At 67.9% G+C, this 21,205-nt stretch carries 20 protein-coding genes; 5 read left to right on the plus strand and 15 right to left on the minus strand.

The window, feature by feature from the left end; all coding sequences use genetic code 11:
* Positions 1-19: 19 nt before the first annotated feature.
* The 12 genes from cutA to polA all read right to left on the minus strand — a co-directional run bounded on the left by cutA (position 20) and on the right by polA (position 11,934).
* Positions 20-340 (minus strand): divalent-cation tolerance protein CutA, encoded by a 321-nt coding sequence (gene cutA / locus M673_RS00145; RefSeq protein ID WP_061972676.1) that lies wholly within the window; start codon positions 338-340, stop codon positions 20-22.
* A 1-nt stretch (position 341) separates the two neighbouring features.
* Complete coding sequence (locus tag M673_RS00150; protein WP_061972678.1) at positions 342-791, minus strand: hypothetical protein; 450 nt, start codon at positions 789-791, stop codon at positions 342-344.
* Positions 792-797: 6 nt separating this feature from the next.
* Positions 798-2,021 carry a tryptophan synthase subunit beta gene (trpB, locus tag M673_RS00155; RefSeq protein WP_061972680.1) on the minus strand — a complete coding sequence of 408 codons (1,224 nt, stop codon included), beginning with the start codon at positions 2,019-2,021 and terminating at the stop codon, positions 798-800.
* On the minus strand, positions 2,018-2,713 hold the full coding sequence (locus M673_RS00160; RefSeq protein WP_061972682.1) for a phosphoribosylanthranilate isomerase: 696 nt from the start codon (positions 2,711-2,713) through the stop codon (positions 2,018-2,020). Before M673_RS00160 ends, trpB begins: the two co-directional genes overlap by 4 nt.
* 106 nt (positions 2,714-2,819) lie before the next feature.
* A complete protein-coding gene (locus M673_RS00165; RefSeq protein WP_244493200.1) occupies positions 2,820-3,587 on the minus strand; it encodes a M48 family metallopeptidase in 768 nt (255 codons plus the stop codon).
* 186 nt (positions 3,588-3,773) lie between these two features.
* Positions 3,774-4,202 carry a DUF2852 domain-containing protein gene (locus tag M673_RS00170; protein ID WP_061972685.1) on the minus strand — a complete coding sequence of 143 codons (429 nt, stop codon included), beginning with the start codon at positions 4,200-4,202 and terminating at the stop codon, positions 3,774-3,776.
* Positions 4,203-4,331: 129 nt separating this feature from the next.
* A complete protein-coding gene (locus M673_RS00175) occupies positions 4,332-5,852 on the minus strand; it encodes a polyhydroxyalkanoate depolymerase (RefSeq protein WP_061972687.1) in 1,521 nt (506 codons plus the stop codon).
* Between the two features lie 145 nt (positions 5,853-5,997).
* Positions 5,998-6,537, minus strand: coding sequence for a GNAT family N-acetyltransferase (locus tag M673_RS00180; RefSeq protein WP_061972689.1), 540 nt, complete (start codon positions 6,535-6,537; stop codon positions 5,998-6,000).
* Positions 6,534-6,827, minus strand: a complete 294-nt coding sequence (locus tag M673_RS00185; protein ID WP_061972690.1) for a DUF1330 domain-containing protein — start codon at positions 6,825-6,827, stop codon at positions 6,534-6,536. Before M673_RS00185 ends, M673_RS00180 begins: the two co-directional genes overlap by 4 nt.
* 53 nt (positions 6,828-6,880) lie before the next feature.
* Positions 6,881-7,591, minus strand: a complete 711-nt coding sequence (pyrF, locus tag M673_RS00190; RefSeq protein ID WP_061977474.1) for an orotidine-5'-phosphate decarboxylase — start codon at positions 7,589-7,591, stop codon at positions 6,881-6,883.
* On the minus strand, positions 7,588-8,823 hold the full coding sequence (locus M673_RS00195) for a PAS domain-containing protein (protein ID WP_061972692.1): 1,236 nt from the start codon (positions 8,821-8,823) through the stop codon (positions 7,588-7,590). Before M673_RS00195 ends, pyrF begins: the two co-directional genes overlap by 4 nt.
* Positions 8,824-9,009: 186 nt before the next feature.
* Complete coding sequence (gene polA, locus M673_RS00200; protein ID WP_061972694.1) at positions 9,010-11,934, minus strand: DNA polymerase I; 2,925 nt, start codon at positions 11,932-11,934, stop codon at positions 9,010-9,012.
* A gap of 753 nt (positions 11,935-12,687) precedes the next feature.
* Between polA and M673_RS00210 the strand changes: the two genes are divergently transcribed.
* Positions 12,688-14,082, plus strand: a complete 1,395-nt coding sequence (locus M673_RS00210) for a dipeptidase (RefSeq protein ID WP_061972697.1) — start codon at positions 12,688-12,690, stop codon at positions 14,080-14,082.
* Positions 14,079-14,435, plus strand: a complete 357-nt coding sequence (locus M673_RS00215; RefSeq protein ID WP_061972699.1) for a cupin domain-containing protein — start codon at positions 14,079-14,081, stop codon at positions 14,433-14,435. Before M673_RS00210 ends, M673_RS00215 begins: the two co-directional genes overlap by 4 nt.
* Before the next feature lie 42 nt (positions 14,436-14,477).
* On the opposite strand, the gene M673_RS00220 is transcribed toward M673_RS00215, so the two are convergent.
* Complete coding sequence (locus tag M673_RS00220; RefSeq protein WP_061972700.1) at positions 14,478-14,825, minus strand: ArsC family reductase; 348 nt, start codon at positions 14,823-14,825, stop codon at positions 14,478-14,480.
* Between the two features lie 66 nt (positions 14,826-14,891).
* Positions 14,892-15,857: a Bug family tripartite tricarboxylate transporter substrate binding protein gene (locus M673_RS00225; protein ID WP_061972702.1), complete on the minus strand. Its 966-nt coding sequence runs from the start codon at positions 15,855-15,857 to the stop codon at positions 14,892-14,894.
* Positions 15,858-16,136: 279 nt separating this feature from the next.
* Between M673_RS00225 and M673_RS00230 the strand changes: the two genes are divergently transcribed.
* Positions 16,137-16,970, plus strand: coding sequence for a MipA/OmpV family protein (locus M673_RS00230; RefSeq protein WP_061972704.1), 834 nt, complete (start codon positions 16,137-16,139; stop codon positions 16,968-16,970).
* 78 nt (positions 16,971-17,048) lie between these two features.
* On the opposite strand, the gene M673_RS25070 is transcribed toward M673_RS00230, so the two are convergent.
* Positions 17,049-17,177 carry a hypothetical protein gene (locus M673_RS25070; protein ID WP_274534663.1) on the minus strand — a complete coding sequence of 43 codons (129 nt, stop codon included), beginning with the start codon at positions 17,175-17,177 and terminating at the stop codon, positions 17,049-17,051.
* Between the two features lie 14 nt (positions 17,178-17,191).
* Between M673_RS25070 and M673_RS00235 the strand changes: the two genes are divergently transcribed.
* Both M673_RS00235 and M673_RS00240 read left to right on the plus strand, forming a co-directional pair.
* Positions 17,192-18,013 (plus strand): alpha/beta fold hydrolase, encoded by an 822-nt coding sequence (locus tag M673_RS00235; RefSeq protein WP_061972705.1) that lies wholly within the window; start codon positions 17,192-17,194, stop codon positions 18,011-18,013.
* Positions 18,014-18,321: 308 nt separating this feature from the next.
* Complete coding sequence (locus M673_RS00240; protein WP_061972707.1) at positions 18,322-21,153, plus strand: transglycosylase domain-containing protein; 2,832 nt, start codon at positions 18,322-18,324, stop codon at positions 21,151-21,153.
* Positions 21,154-21,205 lie beyond the last annotated feature (52 nt).

The following is a 21,205-nucleotide window of genomic DNA, read 5'->3' on the forward strand; positions in this document are numbered from 1 at the left end:
GTTCGTCATCCAATATTCGTCAAGGGGATGCGATACAGGCGTCCGCGATCCATCTCAAGGTGGCGGCGTCCGCGCGAAGCGGCGTTCCGAGAATCGCCGGCATCTCGTAGGGGTGCAGCTCGCGCACCACGTCCGCCACGCGGTCGAAGAGTTCGGCCCGCGTCTTGATCGCCAGCGGCACTTCCACCGACCGCTCGATCGCGCCGTTCCAGTGGAAGCGGCTCTCGATCGGCGCGCCGATCCGGCAGCAGGCCGCCAGATTCTGACCCAGCAACGCATCGGCGATCTCGTGCGCCGTCGCCGGGTCCGGGCATGTCACGTCGATCGAGATCGCCTGCATCTCAGTACCACCCTTCCGCCAGATCCCGAGACAGATAATCCACCTCGGTGCCCCCGTTCATCACCGTCGCCACATAGGCGTCGCGCTCGAAGGCGATCGGCACGAGTTCCCAGACGCAGGCCATGAGCGGCCGATCCACCGGCTCGAACCCGGCTTTCGCCGAGCCCAACGGCGCGCGCCACAGGCGCTCCGCCAGGATACCGCCCGCCATCCACCAGTGGAGCAGCAGCCAGACAGCCTCCTCGCCCCGATGCAGAATGGCGAAACCCGCATGCCCCGGGCCGGGCGCATGGGCTGCCAGAACGTCTTTCGCCCGCTCGATCGAGACCGGGTCCAGAGCGGCGCCCTCGACCTCGATCCCGTAGAGCTTGAGCGCCGTCTCGTTCGCGATCGTCCGGCCGAGCGACCGGATGCGCCGGGGCCGATATCGCTCCTGGGTGACGGCGCTCATGGGTTCCTAGATCTCCAGCCCCATGGACTTGGCGATCGTGTGCACATCCTTATCGCCCCGGCCCGACAGGCAGAGGACGATGGACTGGTCGGGGCGCATGGTGGGCGCGAGTTTGGCGACATGGGCGAGGCCATGGGCCGATTCCAGCGCCGGAATGATGCCCTCCAGACGGGTGCAGAGGTGGAACGCGTCCACCGCTTCCCTGTCCGTCACCGGCACGTAGGACACGCGGCCGGTGTCGCGCAGCCACGCGTGCTCCGGGCCGACGCCGGGATAGTCGAGACCGGCCGAGATGGAATGGCCTTCCAGGATCTGCCCGTGCTCGTCCTGCAGGAGATAGGTGCGGTTGCCATGGAGGACGCCGGGGCGCCCGCCGCTCATGGAGGCGGCGTGGCCGTTTTCGACCTCCAGCCCGTGGCCGCCGGCTTCCGCGCCGAAGATGGCGACGGAGGGATCGTCCAGGAAGGCGCGGAACATGCCGATGGCGTTGGAGCCGCCGCCGACGCAGGCGACCACCGCGTCCGGCAGCGCGCCGGTCTCTTCCAGCATCTGGCGCCGCGTCTCGTCGCCGATGATCTGCTGGAAGTCACGCACCATAGCGGGATAGGGATGCGGCCCGGCGGCGGTGCCGATCAGGTAATAGGTGTCCTCGACATTGGTCACCCAGTCGCGCAGTGCCTCGTTCATCGCATCCTTCAGCGTACCGGCGCCGGCCGTCACCGCCCGAACCTCGGCGCCGAGAAGCTTCATGCGGAAGACGTTGGGCTTCTGGCGCTCCACATCGGTCGCACCCATGAAGACGACGCAGGGCATGCCGAAGCGGGCGCAGACGGTCGCCGTCGCCACGCCATGCTGGCCGGCGCCGGTCTCGGCGATGATGCGCGTCTTGCCCATGCGCCGCGCGAGCAGGATCTGCCCGAGGCAATTGTTGATCTTGTGGGAGCCGGTGTGGTTCAGCTCCTCGCGCTTGAAGTAAACGCGGGCGCCGCCGAACTCGCGCGTCAGCCGCTCGGCGAAATAGAGCGGGCTCGGACGGCCGGTATAGTGTGTCTGCAGGTCGGCGAGCTCGGCGAGGAAGCCCTCGTCGGTCTTGGCCGCCTTATAGGCCGCTTCCAGATCCAGAATGATCGGCATCAGCGTTTCGGCGACGAAGCGCCCGCCGAACAGGCCGAAGAGACCTTCCTCGTTCGGGCCGAGCTTGAAGGAGTTGGGGATCGGGATCTCGGTCATGCGAAGCGTCGCTCAAGGCTGGAGGAAGCGTCGGGCGCATCGGCCGCCGAAGCGGCGTCGAGCGCGTCGAATAGATGGTGGATGAGGCCGGCGTCCTTCTGGCCCGGCGCGCTTTCCACGCCGGAGGAAACGTCGAGCCCCTGCGGGCGCACGCGGCGCATGGCTTCCCCGACATTCGTCGGATTGATGCCGCCCGAAAGAAGAAAGCGGCGATCCTCGCCCAGCGCGTCGAGCAGGTCCCAGTCGAAGGACACGCCGTTGCCGCCGGGAAGAACCGAGCCCTTGGGCCGCTTGGCGTCGAGCAGGATGCGGTCGGCCACGGGGCGAAAGCGGGCGACCGCCTCCAGATCCTCGCGCGTCGAGACGGAGATCGCCTTCATGACGGGAAGCCCGGTCAGCGCCGCGATTTCGGCGACACGGGCGGGCGACTCGGAGCCGTGCAGTTGCAGCGTGTCGGGCCGCAGGCGGCTGGCGATGCGCGTCAGCGTCTCGTCGTCGGCATTCACGGTGACGACGGTGACCGCCGCCCGGCCCACTACATGGGCACGAAGGCGCATCATCGCCTCCAACTCCAGATGGCGCGGGCTGGGGGCGAAATGGATGAAGCCGATCTCCGCGCCGCCGCGCCCCAGCACGGTGTCGATATCGGCCTCGGTCTTCAGTCCGCAGATCTTGATATGCGGTCGTGTCACGCGTCCATCCCGGTTCGACCCACTCGACGTGGCCTGTGGTTCGAAGCTCATGTGAAAGAAGTCTTATCGCCCTCGAATGCGGCGAGTGTAAAGCATAGGACGCCGATCACAGCGCCTTTTGCGCGGGGTCGGACGAAAAGCGCCAGGCATGGAGGCCGGAGCCCTCCGCCCGCAGCCAGTTCCGCCCCGCATCCATGCCCGGGCAGAGCGTGCGGCATAGCGCCCAGAAGCGCGGCCCGTGGTTCATTTCCCTGAGATGCGCCATCTCGTGCGCCACGAGATAGTCCAGCACGAAGGGCGGCGCCATGACGATGCGCCAGGAGAAGGACAGGCGGCGGTCGGCCGTGCAGGAGCCCCAGCGGCTGGTCGTGTCCTTCAGCGAAATGGCACGCGGGCGAAGGCCGAGCGCGCCGGCATGGCGCTCCACCGCCGCCTCCAGATCGCGCCGCGCCTCGCGCTTCAGGGCGTCGGCAACGCGCCGACCGGTATGGGCCGCCTCGCCCCCGACATGGAGAATCCAGGGCTCGCCCTCAGCCAACGGAGGGTCGAGCCGGGCAAGTCGGCGGGCGGGGTCGTGCGCGATCAACAGTGTGCCGCCGCGAAACGGCAGGCGCGCGCCGCTTGCCACGATCTCGGGCTCCGGGCCGAGCCGCTCTTCCACCCAGCCGCGATGGCGCTCCAGAAAATCGAGGATCGTGGCGCGGGCCGTGCGGCGCGGCACGGTCAGCCGCACGCCCACCCCGCCCGGTGCGATACGCAGCACGATGCGCCGGGCCGTGGGATGCTCGCGCACCTCCAGCGGCACGCGCCGTTCGGCGACGAGCAGCGCATCCGGCAGGACGGGCTTGCGAGCGGTGGGGAGAAGACGTTTCAAGAAACCCGGCATCCGGTCTCGGTGGGCCGATCGGCCAGTCAGGAAAGAAGCGCTGGAAGCCGGCCGAACAGGCCACTCCCTATCCACCGTTTTAAGGGCTTCGCTCGTCGGCGAAAAGCGGGCGGCGGACAAGAAAAAAGCCGCCGGGCGAACCGGCGGCCTCTTCTTACATCGTTGCCGGGCGCGTTAGCCTCGCACGACGTCCGCATCCACCGCGCCGGCGCGGCGGCCGCGCTGGCTCATGAAGCGGTCGAACTCCTCGCGATCCTTGGCGCGGCGCAGTTCGCGCGCATAGGACTCGAACTCGGCGCCGGCGTCGTCCAGCCGGCGGCGCTCCTCGTCAAGGCGCTTCAGCTCGGCATCGCGCCATTCGTCGAAGGCGAGATTGCCGGTGGCGGTGGCCCCGAAGGGAACCCTGGCGCCCGAGCGGCGGAAGCCGTCCACGACCCGGTCGGTCGCGCGGTTCACGTCGAAGCGGAACGCCTCTAGCCGGTCGCCCCAGAGGATGTAGGCGAGAACGGCGAGGCCGAGCGGCCAATAGGCCATGAAGCCCAGAACCATCAGCGCGATCGTCGCGGGGGTCCAGGCGGGGCGGATCAATGCGTGAGACTTCATCTGGCGATATCCATCAACCGAAAGCCCATGGGCAGCGGGCGGCGATCCCATACCCAAAATGGGATCGCCTCCAGCGCGATTCAACATCCCGCGCCGGTTCGATCGATCGCCCTTCGCGGGCGAGGCCCGTCAGGACTTGCGCTTGACCTTGCGCAGCGCCTTCATCAGGCCGGACGCGCCCTTGGCCGATACTTCGTCCTCCACGCCCTGCGGATGGCCGAACTCGACGGCGCGCATCTCCGCCGCCTCGGCAGCAAGCTCGATCGGATCGACCGGCGGCGCAAGGTCCATCATGGCCTCGGCGGGAACGGGTGCTTTGTCGCCGGCGGGCGCAGGGTCGCTTTCGGCAGGCGCTGCGGCGGCATCCTTCGAAGCCGGCGTGGCGGGCGCCGAACCGGCAGCGGCGGCGCGTCGGGCGCGCGCCTCCAGCCCGTGCGTCAGCGCGAAATCGACGATGCGCGGCGCGATCTCGGCGCGGAAGCGCGAGCCGTTGAAGACGCCGTAATGACCGACCTTGGGCTGGAGATAGTGGACGCGCATGTCGTCGGGAATATTGCGGCAGAGCGTCTGCGCAGCCTCTGTCTGGCCGACGCCGGAAATGTCGTCGTTCTCGCCTTCGACGGTCAAAAGCGCGGTCTGCGTGATCTTGCCCATGTCGAGGCGCAGGCCGCGATGGGTGATCTCGCCCTTGGGCAGCGAGTGCTTGATGAAGACTTCCTCCACCGTCTGGAGGTAGAACTCGGCGGTGAGGTCCATCACCGCATTGTACTCGTCATAGAAGACGCGGTGCTTCTCGGCCGAGTCGCCGTCGTTCTTCACCAGATGCCAGAAGAAGTCCTTGTGGGCGATCAGATGCCGGTCGAGATTCATCGACATGAAGCCGGTGAGCTGCAGGAAGCCGGGATAAACGTCGCGCAGGAAGCCGGGATGGGGAAACGGCACCTTCATGACGACATTGTCGCGGAACCAGTCGATGCCCTTGGACTCGGCCAGCCGGTTCACCCCGGTCGGGTTGACGCGCGTGTCGATCGGCCCGCCCATCAGGGTCATCGTGGCGGGCGCGGCGGCATCCTCCTCGTGCGCCATGCGCGCCGCCGCCATCATGACCGGCACGGCCGGCTGGCAGACACCGATCACATGCGTGTCCGGCCCCAGGAAATGCAGCATCTCGATAACGTAGTCGACATAGTCGTCGAGGTCGAAACGACCCGCCGCCAGCGGCACGAGACGCGCATCGATCCAGTCGGTGATGTAGATGTCGCCATAGGGCAGAAGCGCCTCGACCGTGCCGCGCAGAAGCGTGGCGTAGTGGCCCGACATTGGGGCAACGATCAGGAAGCGCGGGTCGGCGCGGCGCCCGGGCGGCAGGGCGCGCTCGAAATGAACGAGATTGGCGAAGGGCTTGGCGAGCACCGTGCGGTCGATGACGGGAACGCGCAACCCGTCCACCAGCGTGTCGTGGATCATCCATTCCGGCTTTTCGTAGACGCGGGTGGTGCGCTCGAAAAGCTCGGCCATGGCCGCCACCGTGCGGCCCATCTCGGTCTGCGACAGCGGGTTCAACGGGTTCTGGTAGAAGGTGCGCGTCGCGTCCGCCACGGCGCGGAACGGGGCGAGAACGGCATGATTCCATTCGTAAAGTTCGTACACGACGCTTCACTCCCTCTTCCGGCGGCAAGGCCGCGACCGAAATCGATCGCATCCTACGCTGCAATTGCAATCTTTTCCTTGCACGCTCGTTCCCCCGCGCCGGAAAGGAACCGGGCGTCCGCTTGTCCCAAGCTTACAATGGCCGCTAAAGCCAGCGGATCATGAGGCGGCGCCGGTCGGGCGAAACGCTTGGCGGACATTCGGCATCGGAGCGCTTGCGCAGGGCTGGCGTCCAGTCGGCGGGATCGACCGCCATGAACCCGTGCCGCCCGTAGAACTCGGCCCCGAAGCCCCCGCCGAGCGGCGCCAGAACGCCCATGGCGCGGCAAAAGAACCAGCGCGCCCGGTCCGCGACCGAGCCGAGCAGCGCCGCCGGCGTGCCATCCGGCGCGATGGTCGGATCGACGCGGAGCGCCCCGATCCAGAAACAGCCTTCCGCCCCCTCCCCGTCCGAACCCTCGGGATCGAGACTGGACAGGGGCGCGGCGGCCGCGAAGCCGACGGGTTCGCCAGGGTTTATGTCAGCCACGAAAACCTCGTAGCGCGGGAGAAAGCGCTTGAGGTCGGCGAGCGTCCTCGGCTCGCCCTCCGCCCGCTCCGCCATCGCCTCGATCCGGGCGAGGGCTTCGAGATCTCCAGGCTCCATCCCGCGCAGCCGCAGGGCCGGCGCGGGCGCGAGGGTCAATCCTCCAGCCCCTCAATGATCAGGATATCCGCCGTCGAGACCGCCTCGCGGATGGCCTTCGCGGCCTGATATTCGGGGGAGCGGTAGCAGGCGAGCGCCTCCTCCATGGAGGGGAACTCGATCACCACGTTGCGGGCGCGGCTGTGGCCTTCCAGCGGTTGGAACGGGCCGCCGCGCGCCAGGAACTTCGCGCCGTGGCGCTTCATCGCGGGGGCGGCCGTCGCGATATAGTCGGGATAGCGCTCGGGGTCGTCCACATCCACATGGGCGATCCAATAGGCTTTCGGCATGACGCATCTCCCTTCGCGCCGCCGGACGCCGGCGGCGTGTCCACCTTGTCTTGTCAGACGCCGCGCATCTCCGCCAGGATGGCGCGGGCGGCGGCGAGCGGATCGGGCGCGGCGACGATGGGGCGCGCCACCACGAGATGCGAGGCGCCTGCGCGCAGCGCATCGGCCGGCGTCACCACGCGCTTCTGGTCTCCCGAGTCGGAGCCGGCCGGGCGGATACCGGGCGTCACCACGGCCATTTCGTCGCCGATCAGCTTGCGCAGCAACCCGGCTTCCGCCGCCGAGGCGACGATGCCGCCGAGCCCGGCGTCCTTCGTCTGCTGCGCCCGCCGCGCGACGAGATCCTCGACGCTCATCTCGATGCCGGCTTCGCGAAGATCGTCCTCGCCGAGCGAGGTCATGACGGTGACGCCGAGAACGCAGAGCGCGGAGCCCCGCGCGCCGGCCGCCGCCGCACGCAGAACCTGCGGATAGGCATGGACCGTGGTCATGGTCACGCCCATGGCGGCGATGGCCTCGATGCCCTTTTCCACCGTGTTGGCGATGTCGTTGAGCTTGAGGTCGAGAAAGACCTTCTTGCCCATGCGAACCAGATCGGCCGCCAGGGGCAAGCCGCCGGAAAAGCCGAGCTGGTAGCCGATCTTGTAGAAGGAGACGGTCTCGCCCAGCGTCTCGATCAGCGCTTCGGCCTCCGCGCGGCCGGACAGGTCGAGGCCGACGATCAGGCGGTCGTCGGCGATAGTGGGAAGGGCATTCGCGCTCAGGATGGAGACTCCCCTGGAATGTCGACGGTGACGGTGGTGCCGCTCGTCTGGGAACTGACGTCGATTCGGGCCTCCAGCCCGTGCACCAGGGATAGCACGATTCGCCCGCCGAGCCCCCCGGCGCCGCGCGCGGGGGCCTCGGACATCTCCTCCACCGCTTCGCCGTCCGTCTCCGCCCTCGCCTGGAGCCTGCCGCCGCTCGCCTGCGCCAGGCTCGTCGCCACTTCGCGCGCCACGTCGCCCTCCCGCGACATGGCCACCGCCTCGCCGACCCGCTGGCCGCCGCTCGACTTCGTTTCCGCCCCGTGCGGCCAGTGCGCGGCCGGCGGCAGGCCGATGCCGTCGTCGGTCACGGTAAGGCGGATGAGGCCGGAGGAGAGCATCTTCAGCCGAGCTTCCACCAGCCCTTCGTCGCGCCCCTTGAAGGCGTGCTTCAGCGCGTTGGTCAGAAGCTCGGAAAACAGGAGGCCGATGCGCGCGGCGCGCTCCACGTCGATGTCGATCGCGTCGCAATCGACATTCACCCGCACCGAGCGGCGCCCGTCGAGATAGCCGATGGTGGAGGCGATGCGGCTGATATAGGCGCCGAGCGGAATGCGCTGCGAGCGCGTCGAGCCGACGCCGGCCTCCGTCATCTCCTGATAGAGGAGTTGCAGGCTCTCGATGCGGCGGGCCAGCGTGTCGAAGGCCTCGCCGCTCGTATGGGCGCGCGACTGCATGCGGATCATGCCGATGATCATGGCCAGGTGGTTCTTCACCCGGTGCTGGATCTCGCCGAGCGACGTGTCGCCCCGCAGCACTCCGGTTTCCACTTCGGCCGCGTCCGCATCCTGCCCGTTGGACAGATCGCGCTGCACGCCGAGGAAGCACTGAAGCTGGCCGCTCGTGTCGTATAGCGGCGTGATCAGCAGGCGGTTGAGGAATTTGGTGCCGTCCGCCCGGTAGTTCAGGAGGTCGATCGTGATGTCGCGCTCTTCGCGCAGCGCCTCTCCGATCTGGCGCACGGCGTCCGGGTCGGTGTCGGGCCCTTGCAGGAAACGGCAGTTGCGCCCGATCACGGCTTCCACCGTGTAGCGCGAAATGCGCGCGAAGGCTTGGTTGGCGTAGACGATCGGATTGTCGTCCAGATGCGGATTGGTCAGGACGAGCGCCAGAGGCAACTTGGCGAGAGCCGCCGTCGTCATTCCATCCGGCATGCCGATAGTGGTCGTGTCGGTTTCCGGTCGATCCATGCCCTATCCCTGGGTGCCGCGAAGAGCGGCACGTTCAAGGTGAATATCGTGGCGGCTAACAAGCGCAACCCCGACTGGTTCCGGCCTTGCGGCGAACCGGCCGTTCAAGGGCCGATATCGGCCCTTTCGCGAGGCTTGTGCTGTTATGTCGCTGAGATTCCGGGCCGGAACGCGAGGCGGAAAAGTCTAGTGCGCCTCGTCCCAGTTCGCGGCCGCCCGGGCTTCGACCACGAGCGGCACGGCCAGATCCACCACCGGCTCCGCCGCCGCTTCCATCACGCGGCAGACGACCGGGATGGTCGCATCGACCTCCTCGTCCGGCACTTCGAAGACGAGTTCGTCATGCACTTGCAGCAGCATGCGGGCCGAAAGCCGCTCGGCGCGCAGCGCGTCCTCCATGCGCACCATGGCGCGGCGGATGATGTCGGCGGCCGAGCCTTGGATCGGCGCGTTGATCGCCGCGCGTTCCACCGCCGCGCGCACCTGCGGATTGGAGGAGCGGATGTCGGGATAGTGAGCGCGCCGGCCGAACAGCGTCTCGACATAGCCGGTTTCCTTGGCGAAGGCCTTCACCCGGTCCATGTAGTCCCGGATGCCCGGGAAGCGCTCGAAATAGCGCTTGATGTAGGAGGCCGCCTCGCCTTGCGGGATCGATAGCTGGGCGGCGAGGCCGAAGGCCGAGATGCCGTAGACGATGCCGAAATTGATCGCCTTGGCTCGGCGGCGCACGTCGGAGGGCATGCCCTCCACCGGCACGCCGAACATTTCCGACGCCGTGGTGGCGTGGATGTCCTGGCCCTGGCGGAAGGCCTCGGTGAGCTGCGGAATGTCGGCCATGTGGGCGAGCAGCCGAAGCTCGATCTGGCTGTAGTCGGCCGACAGCAGCTTGTGCCCGTCGGGCGCCACGAAGGCGGTGCGGATTTCGCGCCCTTCCTGGGTGCGCACGGGGATGTTCTGCAGGTTCGGCTCGGACGAGGACAGGCGTCCCGTCGTCGTCGAGGCCATGGAATAGGACGTGTGGATACGGTCCGCCTCATCCATGTAGGTCGGCAGCGCGTCGGTATAGGTGCCCTTGAGCTTGGTGATCTGGCGCCAGTCGACGATGCGGCGGGGCAGCTCGTGCCCCTGCGCGGCGAGGTCTTCCAAGAGCCGCGCGTCCGTCGCCCATTGGCCGGTCTTGGTCTTCTTGCCTCCGGGCAGGCCGAGCTTGCCGAACAGAACCTCGCCCAGCTGCTTGGGGCTGCCGACATTGAAGGGCTCGCCGGCCAGGATGTGGATGTCGGCCTCCAGCCCCGCCGCCTTCTGCGCGAAGCGGCCTGACAGGCGCGAGAGGATCTGCCGGTCGGCGCGGATTCCGCGCTCCTCCATGCGGGCGAGCACGGGCACGAGCGGGCGCTCCAGCCGCTCGTAGACGGTGGTCATCCCTTCGGCGGCGAGGCGCGGCTTCAGGACGCGCCAGAGCCGCAGCGTCACGTCGGCATCCTCGGCGGCGTATTCCGTCACCTTGTCGATCGGGCAGGCGGCGATGGGCTTGGCGGATTTTCCCGAGCCGCAAAGCTCCTTGTAGGAGATCGGCTTGTGGCCGAGGAAGCGCTCGGACAGCTCGTCCATGCCGTGCCCTTCGAGCGAGGACGAGGCGTCCAGCACGTAGGAGATCAGCATCGTGTCGTCCATCGGCGCAACGGCGATGCCGTGCCGGAGCATGACGAGGTAGTCGTATTTGGTGTTCTGGCCGATCTTCAGGATCGCCGGGTCGGTGAGAACGGGCTTCAGGAGATCGAGCACCCGGCCAAGCGGGATCTGCGCGCCGACGCTGGTCGCCGCATCGCCGCCCGAGAGAAGATCGCCGCTCCCCTCGCCCACATGGGCGATCGGCACATAGGCCGCCTCGCCCGGCGCCACTGCGAAGCTCAAGCCGACCAGCTCGGCGCGCATAGCGTCGAGCGCGGTGGTTTCCGTGTCGAAGGCGAGGACCCCGGTCTCGGTGGCGCGCGCGATCCAGGCCTGGAGGCGGGCCTCGTCGCGGATCGTCTCGTAGCGCGAGCGATCGACCGGCGTGGCGGATTCCTTCGCCAGCCGCTCGGCTGCCAGCGCTGCCGGGGTAAAGGCCGGCGGCTCGCCCGCACTGCCCGCCGCCGCAGGCTCGCCGCCGGCGTCGAGATCGGGGCCGCGCGGCACGGCCGAGATGGTGACCGCAGCGGGCGCGATCTGGCTCGCCTCGGTGCCGAGCTTGGCGGCGACGCGCCGCGTCAGCGTGGTGAGTTCCATGGCCTTCAGGAAGGCCACCAGCTTCTCGCCGTCCGGCTCGTGGATGAAGAGATCGTCCAGCGGCACGTCGAGCGGCGTGTTCTGGTCGAGCGTCACGAGTTGCTTGGACAGGCGCGCCTGATCGGCATGGGCGAGGACGGTCTCGCGGCGCTTGGCCTGTTTGATCTCACCGGCGCGCTCCAGCAGCGCCTCCAGCGTGCCGAAGCTTTCCAGAAGCTCGGCCGCCGTCTTGGGACCGATGCCCGGCACGCCCGGCACGTTGTCCGACGTGTCGCCCACCAGCGCCTGGAGGTCGATCATCTTGTCGGGATAGACGCCGAACTTGTCGCGCACCTCCTCGCGGCCGAGGCGCTTGTCCTTCATCTGGTCGTAGAGCACGACGCCGGGGCCGACGAGCTGCATCAGGTCCTTGTCGGACGAGACGATGGTGACGTCACCGCCGGCCTCGACGGCAAGGCGCGTGTAGGTCGCGATCAGGTCGTCCGCCTCGAAGCCTTCCTTCTCGATGCAGGGCAGGTCGAAGGCGCGCACGGCGTCGCGGATCACCGAGAACTGCGGGCGCAGATCCTCGGGCGGCGCCGGCCGGTTGGCCTTGTAGCCGTCGTAGAGCGCGTTGCGGAACGTTGTCGAGGAATGGTCGAAGATCACGGCGAAATGCGTGGGGCAGACGCCGACCGAGGTGTCTCGCGATTCCTCCACCAGCTTCCACAGCATGTTGCAGAAGCCCGAGACGGCGCCGATCGGCAGCCCGTCGGACTTTCGCGTCAGCGGCGGCAGCGCATGATAGGCCCGGAAGATGTAAGCCGAACCATCGACGAGGAAGAGGTGATCGCCCTTTTGCATGGCTAGGGTGGTATCGCGCGGCGTCGGCGCTGTCCATCGCAGCGCGGCCTCCCGCTAGCGATGCGAAAGCTTGGCGCACCGCCGTTCGGCACTCGAAAATCGCGGCGTAGCAGCCGTGAAATCGCCCCGCCCGCACGGCCGAAACCAAGCCGAAATCCACGGCTTCCAAAGAATTACAAATGTTTAATTGGGGGATCACGGCTTCGTGATCCAACGGCCTTGAACGTAAAGGGGGGAAGGCGCATTTTATCAACAACGGCGCAAGAGCGCGCCGCTTTCGGCCTCAAAGCTCGTCCCCCGCTTTTGAGCCGAACGAAGAGCGGATCAGTCCCCACCCCCCTCTCGGGACCCCGCTCTACCAGAAGGAGCCGTCGCGACACCCCCCCTCCAGTCCGCGACGGCTCTTCTTCTTTTTGGGGCTCCTATGCTATCCACCTTGCCCATCCGATCATGATGTCCTGGATGGATTCGGGCATGGCATCGAGGAAGTGGTCCACGCCCCTTTACGTCATGGCGTTTAGCTGTCTGCTCGCCTTGTCCGGCGCGCTTTGGGATGGGCTGCACGACGGCGATTGGGCTTGGCGTCACTGGGTCACGCCGATCGGTCTCCTCGTGAGTTTCGCAATCATGTGCCGCCAAACCGCGCGATAGTCGCGCGCCGCCAGCCGCCTTTCCCTTTGCGGCTCGCACGGCGAGAGGCTATGCCCTTCCGATCCGATGGCCGATGCGCCATCCCGATCAGCGGAGGGCCTCATGGCCGGTCTCGACAGCGTTCTGTCCTGCCTCGATCTCAACCTCGACCGCTCGGTGGATCGCCTGTTCGATCTCCTGCGCATTCCCTCGATCTCCACCGACCCGGCCTATGCCGCCGACTGCCGGCGCGCCGCCGAATGGCTGCAGAAGGATCTGGCCGCCATCGGCTTTGACGCCTCGGTTCGCGACACGGTGGGGCATCCGATGGTGGTGGCCCATCGCAAGGGCCCCGAGGGCGCGCCGCATGTCCTGTTCTACGGCCATTACGACGTGCAGCCGGTGGACCCGCTGGCGCTCTGGGACAACGGCCCGTTCGACCCGAAACGCGTCACCATGCCGGACGGGACGGAGCGCCTGACCGGGCGCGGCACGGCGGACGACAAGGGCCAGCTGATGACCTTCGTGGAGGCCTGCCGCGCCTTCATCGCCGAGACCGGCTCGCTGCCCGTGTCCGTCACCATCTTCCTGGAAGGCGAGGAGGAGTCCGGCTCGCCCTCGCTCCTGCCCTTCCTCGACAGCCATCGCGAGGAACTGTCGGCCGACGTCGCGCTGATCTGCGACACCAATATGTGGGACCGCGAGACGCCCGCGATCTCGACCGGGCTGCGGGGCCTCGTCGGCGAGCAGCTGACGATCCGCGCCGCCTCGATGGACCTGCATTCCGGCTATTTCGGCGGCGCGGCCGCCAACCCGATCCATGTGCTCGCCAAGATTCTGGCGGACCTGCACGATGCCGACGGGCGCGTGACGCTGCCCGGCTTCTATGACGGCGTGCCCGAGCTTCCCGAGGAAGTCCGCGCCTCCTGGGCGACCCTACCCTTCTCCGAGAAGGAGTTCCTCGGCTCGGTCGGCCTGTCCGTTCCCTCCGGCGAAAAGGGCCGCTCGGTTCTGGAGCAGACATGGTCGCGGCCGACCGCCGAGGTCAACGGCATCGAGGGCGGCTACACCGGCAAGGGCTTCAAGACCGTGATCGCGGCCGAGGCCCATGCCAAGGTCTCGTTCCGCCTCGTGTTCGACCAGGACCCGGCCAAGGTGCGCGAGAGCTTCCGCGCCTTCGTCGCCGAGCGCCTGCCGGCCGATTGCACGGCCGAGTTCCACGAGCATGGCGGCTCGCCGGCGATCCAGCTTCCCTTCGATTCGCCGGTCCTGCGCACGGCGCGCGAGGCACTCTCGGCGGAATGGCCCAAGCCCGCCGTGATGATCGGCATGGGCGGCTCGATCCCCGTGGTCGGCGAGTTCAAGCGCCGGCTCGGCATGCCCTCGCTCCTGATCGGCTTTGGGCTGGGAGACGACCGCATCCATTCGCCCAACGAGAAATACGAGATGAGCTCCTTCGCCAAGGGCCAGCGCTCCTGGGCCCGGGTGCTGGCGGCGCTGGGCGAGAAGGGCGCGTGAGCGCCGAGCCCGTCGATCTCGCCGGCAAACTCACAACGTTCGGGGAGCATTGGTCACCCCGCGTCGTGGCTGGCTTCAACGGCCACGACGTCATGGTGGTGAAGGTTCAGGGAGAGTTCGTCTGGCATTCGCATCCCGAGACGGACGATTTCTTCCTCGTCCTCAAGGGGCGGCTGACCATCCGGATGCGCGAGGGCGACGTGACGCTCCTGCCGGGCCAGCTCTTCGTGGTGCCCAGGGGCGTCGAGCATTGCCCCGTGGCGGAGGAGGAGACCCATCTCCTCCTGATCGAGCCGGCGGGCACGCCCAACACGGGCGATCCCGAGACGGCGGCCGTGAAAGTCTCGATCTGAAGCCGGCGCGGGCGGCAGCGCGAGCCGCCCGCTGCTCCTCGCTCAGCCGAAGAACCGGGCGTAGTCCTCCGGCCTGAAGCCGACCAGAACCTCGTCGCCGCGCTGAAGCACCGGGCGCTTGATCATCGAGGGCTCAGCCTTCATCAGCGCCAGCGCCTTTTCGCGCGACAGGTCCGCCCGCTCCGCCTCCGGCACTTTGCGGAACGTCGTGCCGGCGCGGTTCAGGAGCTTTTCCCAGCCCACGGCCTCGCTCCAGCGGGCGAGCTGCTCGTCCGACACGCCTTGGGTCTTGAAGTCGTGGAAGGCGTGCTCGACGCCCTGCCCTTCCAGCCAGAGCCGCGCCTTCTTCACCGTGTCGCAATTGCGGATGCCATGCAGCGTGACGGTCATGCCTGTCCCTCTCAACAGGCGGAGCGGCTCCGAATCGTCGCCCCGCCGGCCTCAACGGGACCCGTTCTACTCGATCCGCGCGCCCGAGGCTTCGATCACCGGCTTCCAGCGGGCGACCTCGCTCTTCACATGTTCGGCCAGCGCCTCCGGCGTGCCGCCCACCGTGCTGGCACCGACCTCGGCCAGACGCTTGGAGACGGCTGCGTCCTTCAAGGCCGCATTGGCCGCCTCGTTGAGCTTGGCGACCACGTCCGGCGGCGTGCCGGCCGGTGCGAAGAGCGCGTTCCAGGTGTTGGTCTCGTAGCCAGGAACGCCGGCCTCCTCCATGGTCGGAATATCCGGAAAGTTCGGGGCGCGCGTCTTGGTGGTGACGGCGAGCGCGCGCAGGGCGCCCGAGCGGATATGCTCGGTGGACGAGGGCAGATTGTCGAAATTGATCGGCACCGCGCCGGAAATCGCGTCCACCAGCGCCGGTCCCGAGCCCTGGTAGGGCACATGCACCATGTCCACTCCGGCCATGGACTTGAAGAGTTCGCCCGACAGGTGCAGCGGCGTCCCGTTGCCGGAGGAAGAATAGATCTCCTCGCCCGGCTTCTCCTTCAACCGCGCGATCAGCTCCTTCACGTCCTTGGCGGGATAGTCCTTGTTGACGGTCAGGACGTTGGGCACCGTCACCAGCCAGGCGATCGGCGCGAAGTCGGCCACGGGGTCGAAGGGCGGTTTGGCGTAGAGCGAGGCGACGAGCGCATGGGTCGCGATCGTGCCCATCAGGATCGTGTAGCCATCGGGCGCGGCCTTGGCGACGAAGCTGGCGCCCAGATTGCCGCCCGCCCCGCCCTTGTTGTCCACCAGCACCTGCTGGCCAAGCTGCGTGCTCATGGCCTGCGCCACGGTGCGCGCCACGAGGTCGGTCGAGCCGCCGGGCGCAAAGGGCACGACCAGCGTCACCGGCTTGTCGGGAAAGCCCTGCGCCACTGCGGGCGCCGCGCCCGCCAGCGCTAGGAAACAGGCGATGAGTCGACGTTTCTTCATGTTCCCTCCCGTTTGCCCGCTCCGGTCGGGGCGAGCCACGACCGGCCTTCGGCGGGGCGAAACGCCTCCCGCCTTGCCCCGGAGGAAGATGAACCCGGCGCGGGCAGAGGCATAGGCGCAAGGGCGCGCTGCACGAAAACGTTACATTCGTTTAATGTGTCTTCGGAGTAACGACCGCAGCGCAGAATCGGACGCGCACGACCGAACAGGTTGAATCCTCACCCGATCGGCCGACAATGGCAAAAAAGCGGCATCGTCCGCGCCAGGAGTTCTCCGATCGTGACCCAGCGTCTTGTGTCTTCCCTTTTCGTTCTCGGCCTCGGCCTCCTCTCGTCGGGTGCCTATGCCGCCGACTACGGGACGCCGGACACGACGGCCGTCGCGGTCGCCAACAATGCCGACCTCATCATCGAGCTGGGCGCCGGGGTTTCCACCCAGCCCGCCTATGAAGGCGCCAACGACTACATCGTCTCGGGCTTCCCGATCGTCTCGCTGCAATATCTCAGCATTCCCGGCCTGTTCGACATCGGCTCGCGCGACGTGACCAACGGCGGCTTCAAGATCGCCCCCTCGTTCCGCTTCATCGACAAGCGCAACGCGGCCGACTATCCCGAGCTGCGCGGCACCCGCGCGCTGGACGAGACCTACCAGCTCGGCCTTCGCGCCGGCTACGAGTTCCCGATCTACGACACGTTCAATGTCGAAGTGTATGGCGCGGCGCGCTACGCCTTCGGCGAGGCGGAAGGCTTCGTGGGCGAGGCGGGCGTCGACTTCATCTCGCGTCCGACCGCGCAGTGGGAGCTGAAGCTCGGCCCCACCACGAGCTTCGCCGACAGCGAATACATGAGCACCTACTTCTCCGTCACGCCGATCGAGAGCCTTGCTTCCTTCGGGCGCCTCGCCGCCTATGAGGCCGACAGCGGCTTCAAGACGGTCGGCGTGCGCGGCTCGGCGCGCTACGAGTTCCGCCCCGACTGGTTCGTCAACGTCAACGCCGCCTATGACCGCATGGTCGGCGACGCCAAGGATTCGCCGATCGTGAAGGTCGGCTCCGAGGACCAGTTCTACGCCGGCATTGGCCTTTCGCACCGCTTCACGCTCGACCTGTTCTAAGCCGAACCGAGCAATCAGCTTCGACAGTTTCGCCGGCGCCCTTCCACCGAGGGGCGCCGGTTTCGTTTGCAGACCCGGTCAGCCTTCGCGGTAGCGGCTGACCTCGACCAGATTGCCGTCGGGGTCGGGGAGATAAGCATAGGTCAGGCAGACTTCCTCGGCGGGAACCTCGATCGCGCACGATGATTCCAGAAGAAGAGAATCCAATCGGAGACCTTCTCATGGCATTCGTCGAAACCAAGGACGGCACGCGGATCTTCACCAAGGACTGGGGCCAGGGCAGGCCGATCATCCTGATCCACGGCTGGCCGCTCAATGCCGACATGTGGGACTACACGGCCAACGAACTCGTGGAGCGCGGCTTTCGCGTCGTGTCCTACGACCGGCGCGGCTTTGGCCGGTCCGACCAGCCGGGCTCAGGCTACGACTACGACACGTTCAGCGACGATCTGGCGGCAGTGATCGAAAAGCTCACGCTCACCGACGCGGTGCTCGTCGGCTTTTCCATGGGCGGCGGCGAAGTGGCCCGTTACATGTCGCGCCATGCCGGGAAGGGCGTATCGAAGGCCGTCTTGGTTTCGGCCGTGCCGCCCTATCTGCTGAAGGACGACAGCAACCCGGACGGCGTCGACCGCTCCGTGTTCGACGGCTTCATCGAGAAGCTGAAGGCCGACCGGCCGAATTTCCTGGCGACCTTCGGCAAGCAGTTCTATGGGGCCGGCCTTCTCAACTTCTCGATCTCGTCCGAATACCTGCAATACACGAGCCAGATGGCGCTCCAGGCGGGCCTTTGCGGCACGCTGGCCTGCGTGCGGGCTTTCAGCGAGACCGACTTCCGCCCCGACCTGCCGCAGTTCCGCGTGCCGACCCTCGTTATCCATGGTTCCGCCGACGAGACCGTGCCCTTCGAAGTGTCGGGCGAGAAGGCCGCGCAGCAGATCCCCGGCGCCGAACTCAAGCTCTACGAGGGCGCGCCGCACGGGCTGCATTTCACCGAACAGGACCGTCTGGTGAAGGATCTGGCGGACTTCGCCCGCGCCTGAAGCACCATCGTCTTTGATCTGATGCCGCGCCGGCGCCTCCCCCGAGGCGTCGGCGTTTTCGCGCCAGCCGCTCCGCCGCGCACTTGTTTACGCCCTGGCAGTCTTCCTTAACGCCCCGTTAAATCGCCGCATTTAGGCTGGATGCGATCGACTGGACCGTGGGGCGTGCCCTCCAGCCTACGCCCGGACGCGCGGGGGTTCAGACGGGGTTCAGGCGTTTCGTGCCATTGCAAGGTCGGCTGACCTCGCGCATGGGACGCACCATGCCGCTTATTGAGCGCGACGGATTCGAAACAAGAGGGGTGCGGATGGCGGCCTGGCGCAAGAACGAACGGATCGAGCCGACCTTCGGCGGCCATGCCGAACCGGACGAGAGCGAGATCCGCGTGTCCGCCGACGACCGCGCCGTGATGGCCGCCAACGATCGCCGTTCGGGCGGCCGAAGCGCGCCGCGCGAGATCGAAGGGCGCGCCGCGCGCCGCGACAGCAATTCGAGGGATCTGGGCAGCGGCGGGCGCGGCGGCGGAAGCGGCAATGGCGGCGGCTCGGGCCGGGGCGGCAAGGGCGGCGGCGGGGCCGGCGGGTTCTTCGGTCGCCCGCGCAAGCGACGGTCGTTTCTCGGCCACCTGGTTCGCCTGTGCTTCCTCCTCGCCTTCTGGGGCGGGCTCGCCGGGCTGGCCCTGATCGGCTATTTCGCGATCAAGTTGCCGCAGGAAGCCTGGGCCATTCCCGACCGGCCGCCCAACGTCAAGATCGTCTCGGTCTCGGGCGAGCTTCTGGCCGACCGAGGCACGACGGGGGGCGAAGCGGTCTCGCTCGACCGCATGAGCCCCTACATGCCGCAGGCCGTGATGGCGATCGAGGACCGGCGCTTCTATTCGCATTACGGCGTCGATCCGATCGGCATCCTGCGCGCCTTTTCGCAAAACATGGCGGCGGGCGACACGGTGCAGGGCGGCTCGACCCTGACCCAGCAGCTCGCCAAGAACATCTTCCTGACGCCCGACCAGACCCTGCAGCGCAAGGTGCAGGAGGCGATCCTGGCGCTTTGGCTGGAGCACAAGTTCACCAAGGACCAGATCCTGGAAATGTACCTGAACCGGGTCTATTTCGGCTCGGGCGCGACCGGTATCCAGGCCGCGGCGCGGCGCTACTACGACAAGAATGCCGACGAGCTGACGCTCATCGAATCCGCCACGATCGCCGGCCTCCTCAAGGCGCCCTCGCGCCTTTCTCCGGTGCGCGATCCGCAGGCCGCGCGCGCCCGCGCCGAGGTCGTGCTGCAGGCCATGCTGGAAGAAGGCATGATCACCAAGGCCGAGGCGGACGCCGCCAAAGCCGCCAAGCCCACCAAGGCCAAGAGCTTCTGGACCGGCGCGCAGCACTACGCCGCCGACATGGTGATGCGCGATCTGCCGCTGCTCGTCGGCGGCGAGATCAAGGAGGATGTCGTGGTGCAGACCACGATCGACCTCAATCTGGAGAAGAAGGCCGAGCAGGCAATCTCCAAGACGATCGATCGCGCCAACCAGAACGTGACGCAAGGCGCGCTCGTCTCGGTGGACGGCACGGGCGCGATCCGCGCCATCGTCGGCGGGCGCGACTACGCCACCTCGCAGTTCAACCGCGCGGTGGACGCCAAGCGCCAGCCGGGCTCGGCCTTCAAGCCCTTCGTCTACGAGACGGCGTTGGAGCACGGCTACCGGCCGGAATCGGTGGTGAACGACGCGCCGGTGCGGATCGGCAACTGGACGCCCGCCAATTACGACAACAAGTTCCGGGGCGAGGTGAGCGTCGCCGACGCGGTGGCGAAATCGCTGAACACGATCGCCGCCAAGCTCACCGCCGAGCTGGGGCCGCAGACCGTAATCGCCACGGCCAAGCGCATGGGCATCCAGTCGCCGCTGGTGGACAACGCCTCGCTGGCGCTCGGCACGTCGGAAGTCTCGCTTTTGGAGCTGACGGGCGCCTACGCCCCCTTCGCCAATGGCGGCTATCAGGCGACGCCGCATCTGGTGAACCGCGTCACCACCGCGTCGGGCAAGGTGCTCTACGAGCGCGACGACGCCGTGCCGCCGGTGATCGTGGGGCAGGACGTGGTGGGCATGATGAACGCCATGCTGACCCGCGTCGTCACCTCCGGCACGGGGCGTCGGGCCTCCTTCCCCGAATGGCAGATCGCCGGCAAGAGCGGCACGACGCAGGACTTCAAGGACGCCTGGTTCGTCGGCTACACGTCGAACCTCACCACCGGCGTCTGGCTCGGCAACGACAACGGCAAGCCGATGCGCCAGGTGACGGGCGGCTCGCTGCCGGCCGACGCCTGGAAGGAGTTCATGGTGGCCGCGCACGAGGGCCTGCCCGCCGTGCCGCTGCCGGGCAACTACCGGATCGGCGACCCCGCCAACATTCCGATGGCCGGCGCGCCGGCCGGGGCGATCATCGGCTACGACGCCGGCGGCAACCCGGTCTACGAGAACACCGAACTGCCGGCCGGCAACACCGATCCTTATGGCCAGACCGTGCCGGGCGAGCCCGTGGCCGCCGCGCCGCCGCAGCCCGACCCGGCGACGGCGCCGACCTCCGAGGGCACCTATACGGATGCGCCGGTGGCCGCGCGCGAGCCGACGCCGGCGGTGCGCGACATGCCGCGCTACCGCGAAACGCCGAACTACCGTCAGATGCCGAACGATCACCAGAACCGGGAGCAGGCGCGCGGCCAGCCGCGTGGCCAGCCGCCCGAGCAGGACCTCGGCCAGGGCCTCGGCGGCGAGGATCGCGGCTATGCCAGCCGCCAGCCGTCCGAGCCTGTGCGGCCCGCCCCTTATGGGCGGGACGCCTATGGCGGGCCTCCGGTCGGGCCAGACCCCTATGACGACCCTTACGGCGATCCTTATGGCGACGGAAACTACGGCGGCCCGCCGCCCGAGTACGGCGAACCCGCCCATATGCGCCCGCCCGCCCCGATCGGCCCTGCGCGCACCGTGCGGCGCGGCGACCTGCCGCCGGACGCGATTCTGGAAGGCCCAGCGCGCGTCGTGCGCCCACAGGACCTGCCGCCCGACGCCGTGCTCGAAGGGCCGGCCCCGGGCGGGCGACCGGGCGACCGCTCGCTGTTCCGCGATCTCTTCGGCCAGTGACGCGCCGGCGCCGCGAAGGCGCCGGGAGACCCTGAACGGAAATGGCCGCGAG

This window comes from Aureimonas sp. AU20 (assembly GCF_001442755.1).
GTDB lineage: Bacteria > Pseudomonadota > Alphaproteobacteria > Rhizobiales > Rhizobiaceae > Aureimonas.

Bases quoted from the DNA above. Each gene is read 5' to 3' on its own strand.
- cutA (WP_061972676.1), bottom strand. From the start codon at position 340: ATGCAGGCGATCTCGATCGACGTGACATGCCCGGACCCGGCGACGGCG.
- M673_RS00150 (WP_061972678.1), bottom strand. From the start codon at position 791: ATGAGCGCCGTCACCCAGGAGCGATATCGGCCCCGGCGCATCCGGTCG.
- trpB (WP_061972680.1), bottom strand. From the start codon at position 2,021: ATGACCGAGATCCCGATCCCCAACTCCTTCAAGCTCGGCCCGAACGAG.
- M673_RS00170 (WP_061972685.1), bottom strand. From the start codon at position 4,202: ATGAAGTCTCACGCATTGATCCGCCCCGCCTGGACCCCCGCGACGATC.
- M673_RS00185 (WP_061972690.1), bottom strand. From the start codon at position 6,827: ATGCCGAAAGCCTATTGGATCGCCCATGTGGATGTGGACGACCCCGAG.
- M673_RS00195 (WP_061972692.1), bottom strand. From the start codon at position 8,823: ATGGATCGACCGGAAACCGACACGACCACTATCGGCATGCCGGATGGA.
- polA (WP_061972694.1), bottom strand. From the start codon at position 11,934: ATGCAAAAGGGCGATCACCTCTTCCTCGTCGATGGTTCGGCTTACATC.
- M673_RS00210 (WP_061972697.1), top strand. From the start codon at position 12,688: ATGGCCGGTCTCGACAGCGTTCTGTCCTGCCTCGATCTCAACCTCGAC.
- M673_RS00220 (WP_061972700.1), bottom strand. From the start codon at position 14,825: ATGACCGTCACGCTGCATGGCATCCGCAATTGCGACACGGTGAAGAAG.
- M673_RS00225 (WP_061972702.1), bottom strand. From the start codon at position 15,857: ATGAAGAAACGTCGACTCATCGCCTGTTTCCTAGCGCTGGCGGGCGCG.
- M673_RS00235 (WP_061972705.1), top strand. From the start codon at position 17,192: ATGGCATTCGTCGAAACCAAGGACGGCACGCGGATCTTCACCAAGGAC.
- M673_RS00240 (WP_061972707.1), top strand. From the start codon at position 18,322: ATGGCGGCCTGGCGCAAGAACGAACGGATCGAGCCGACCTTCGGCGGC.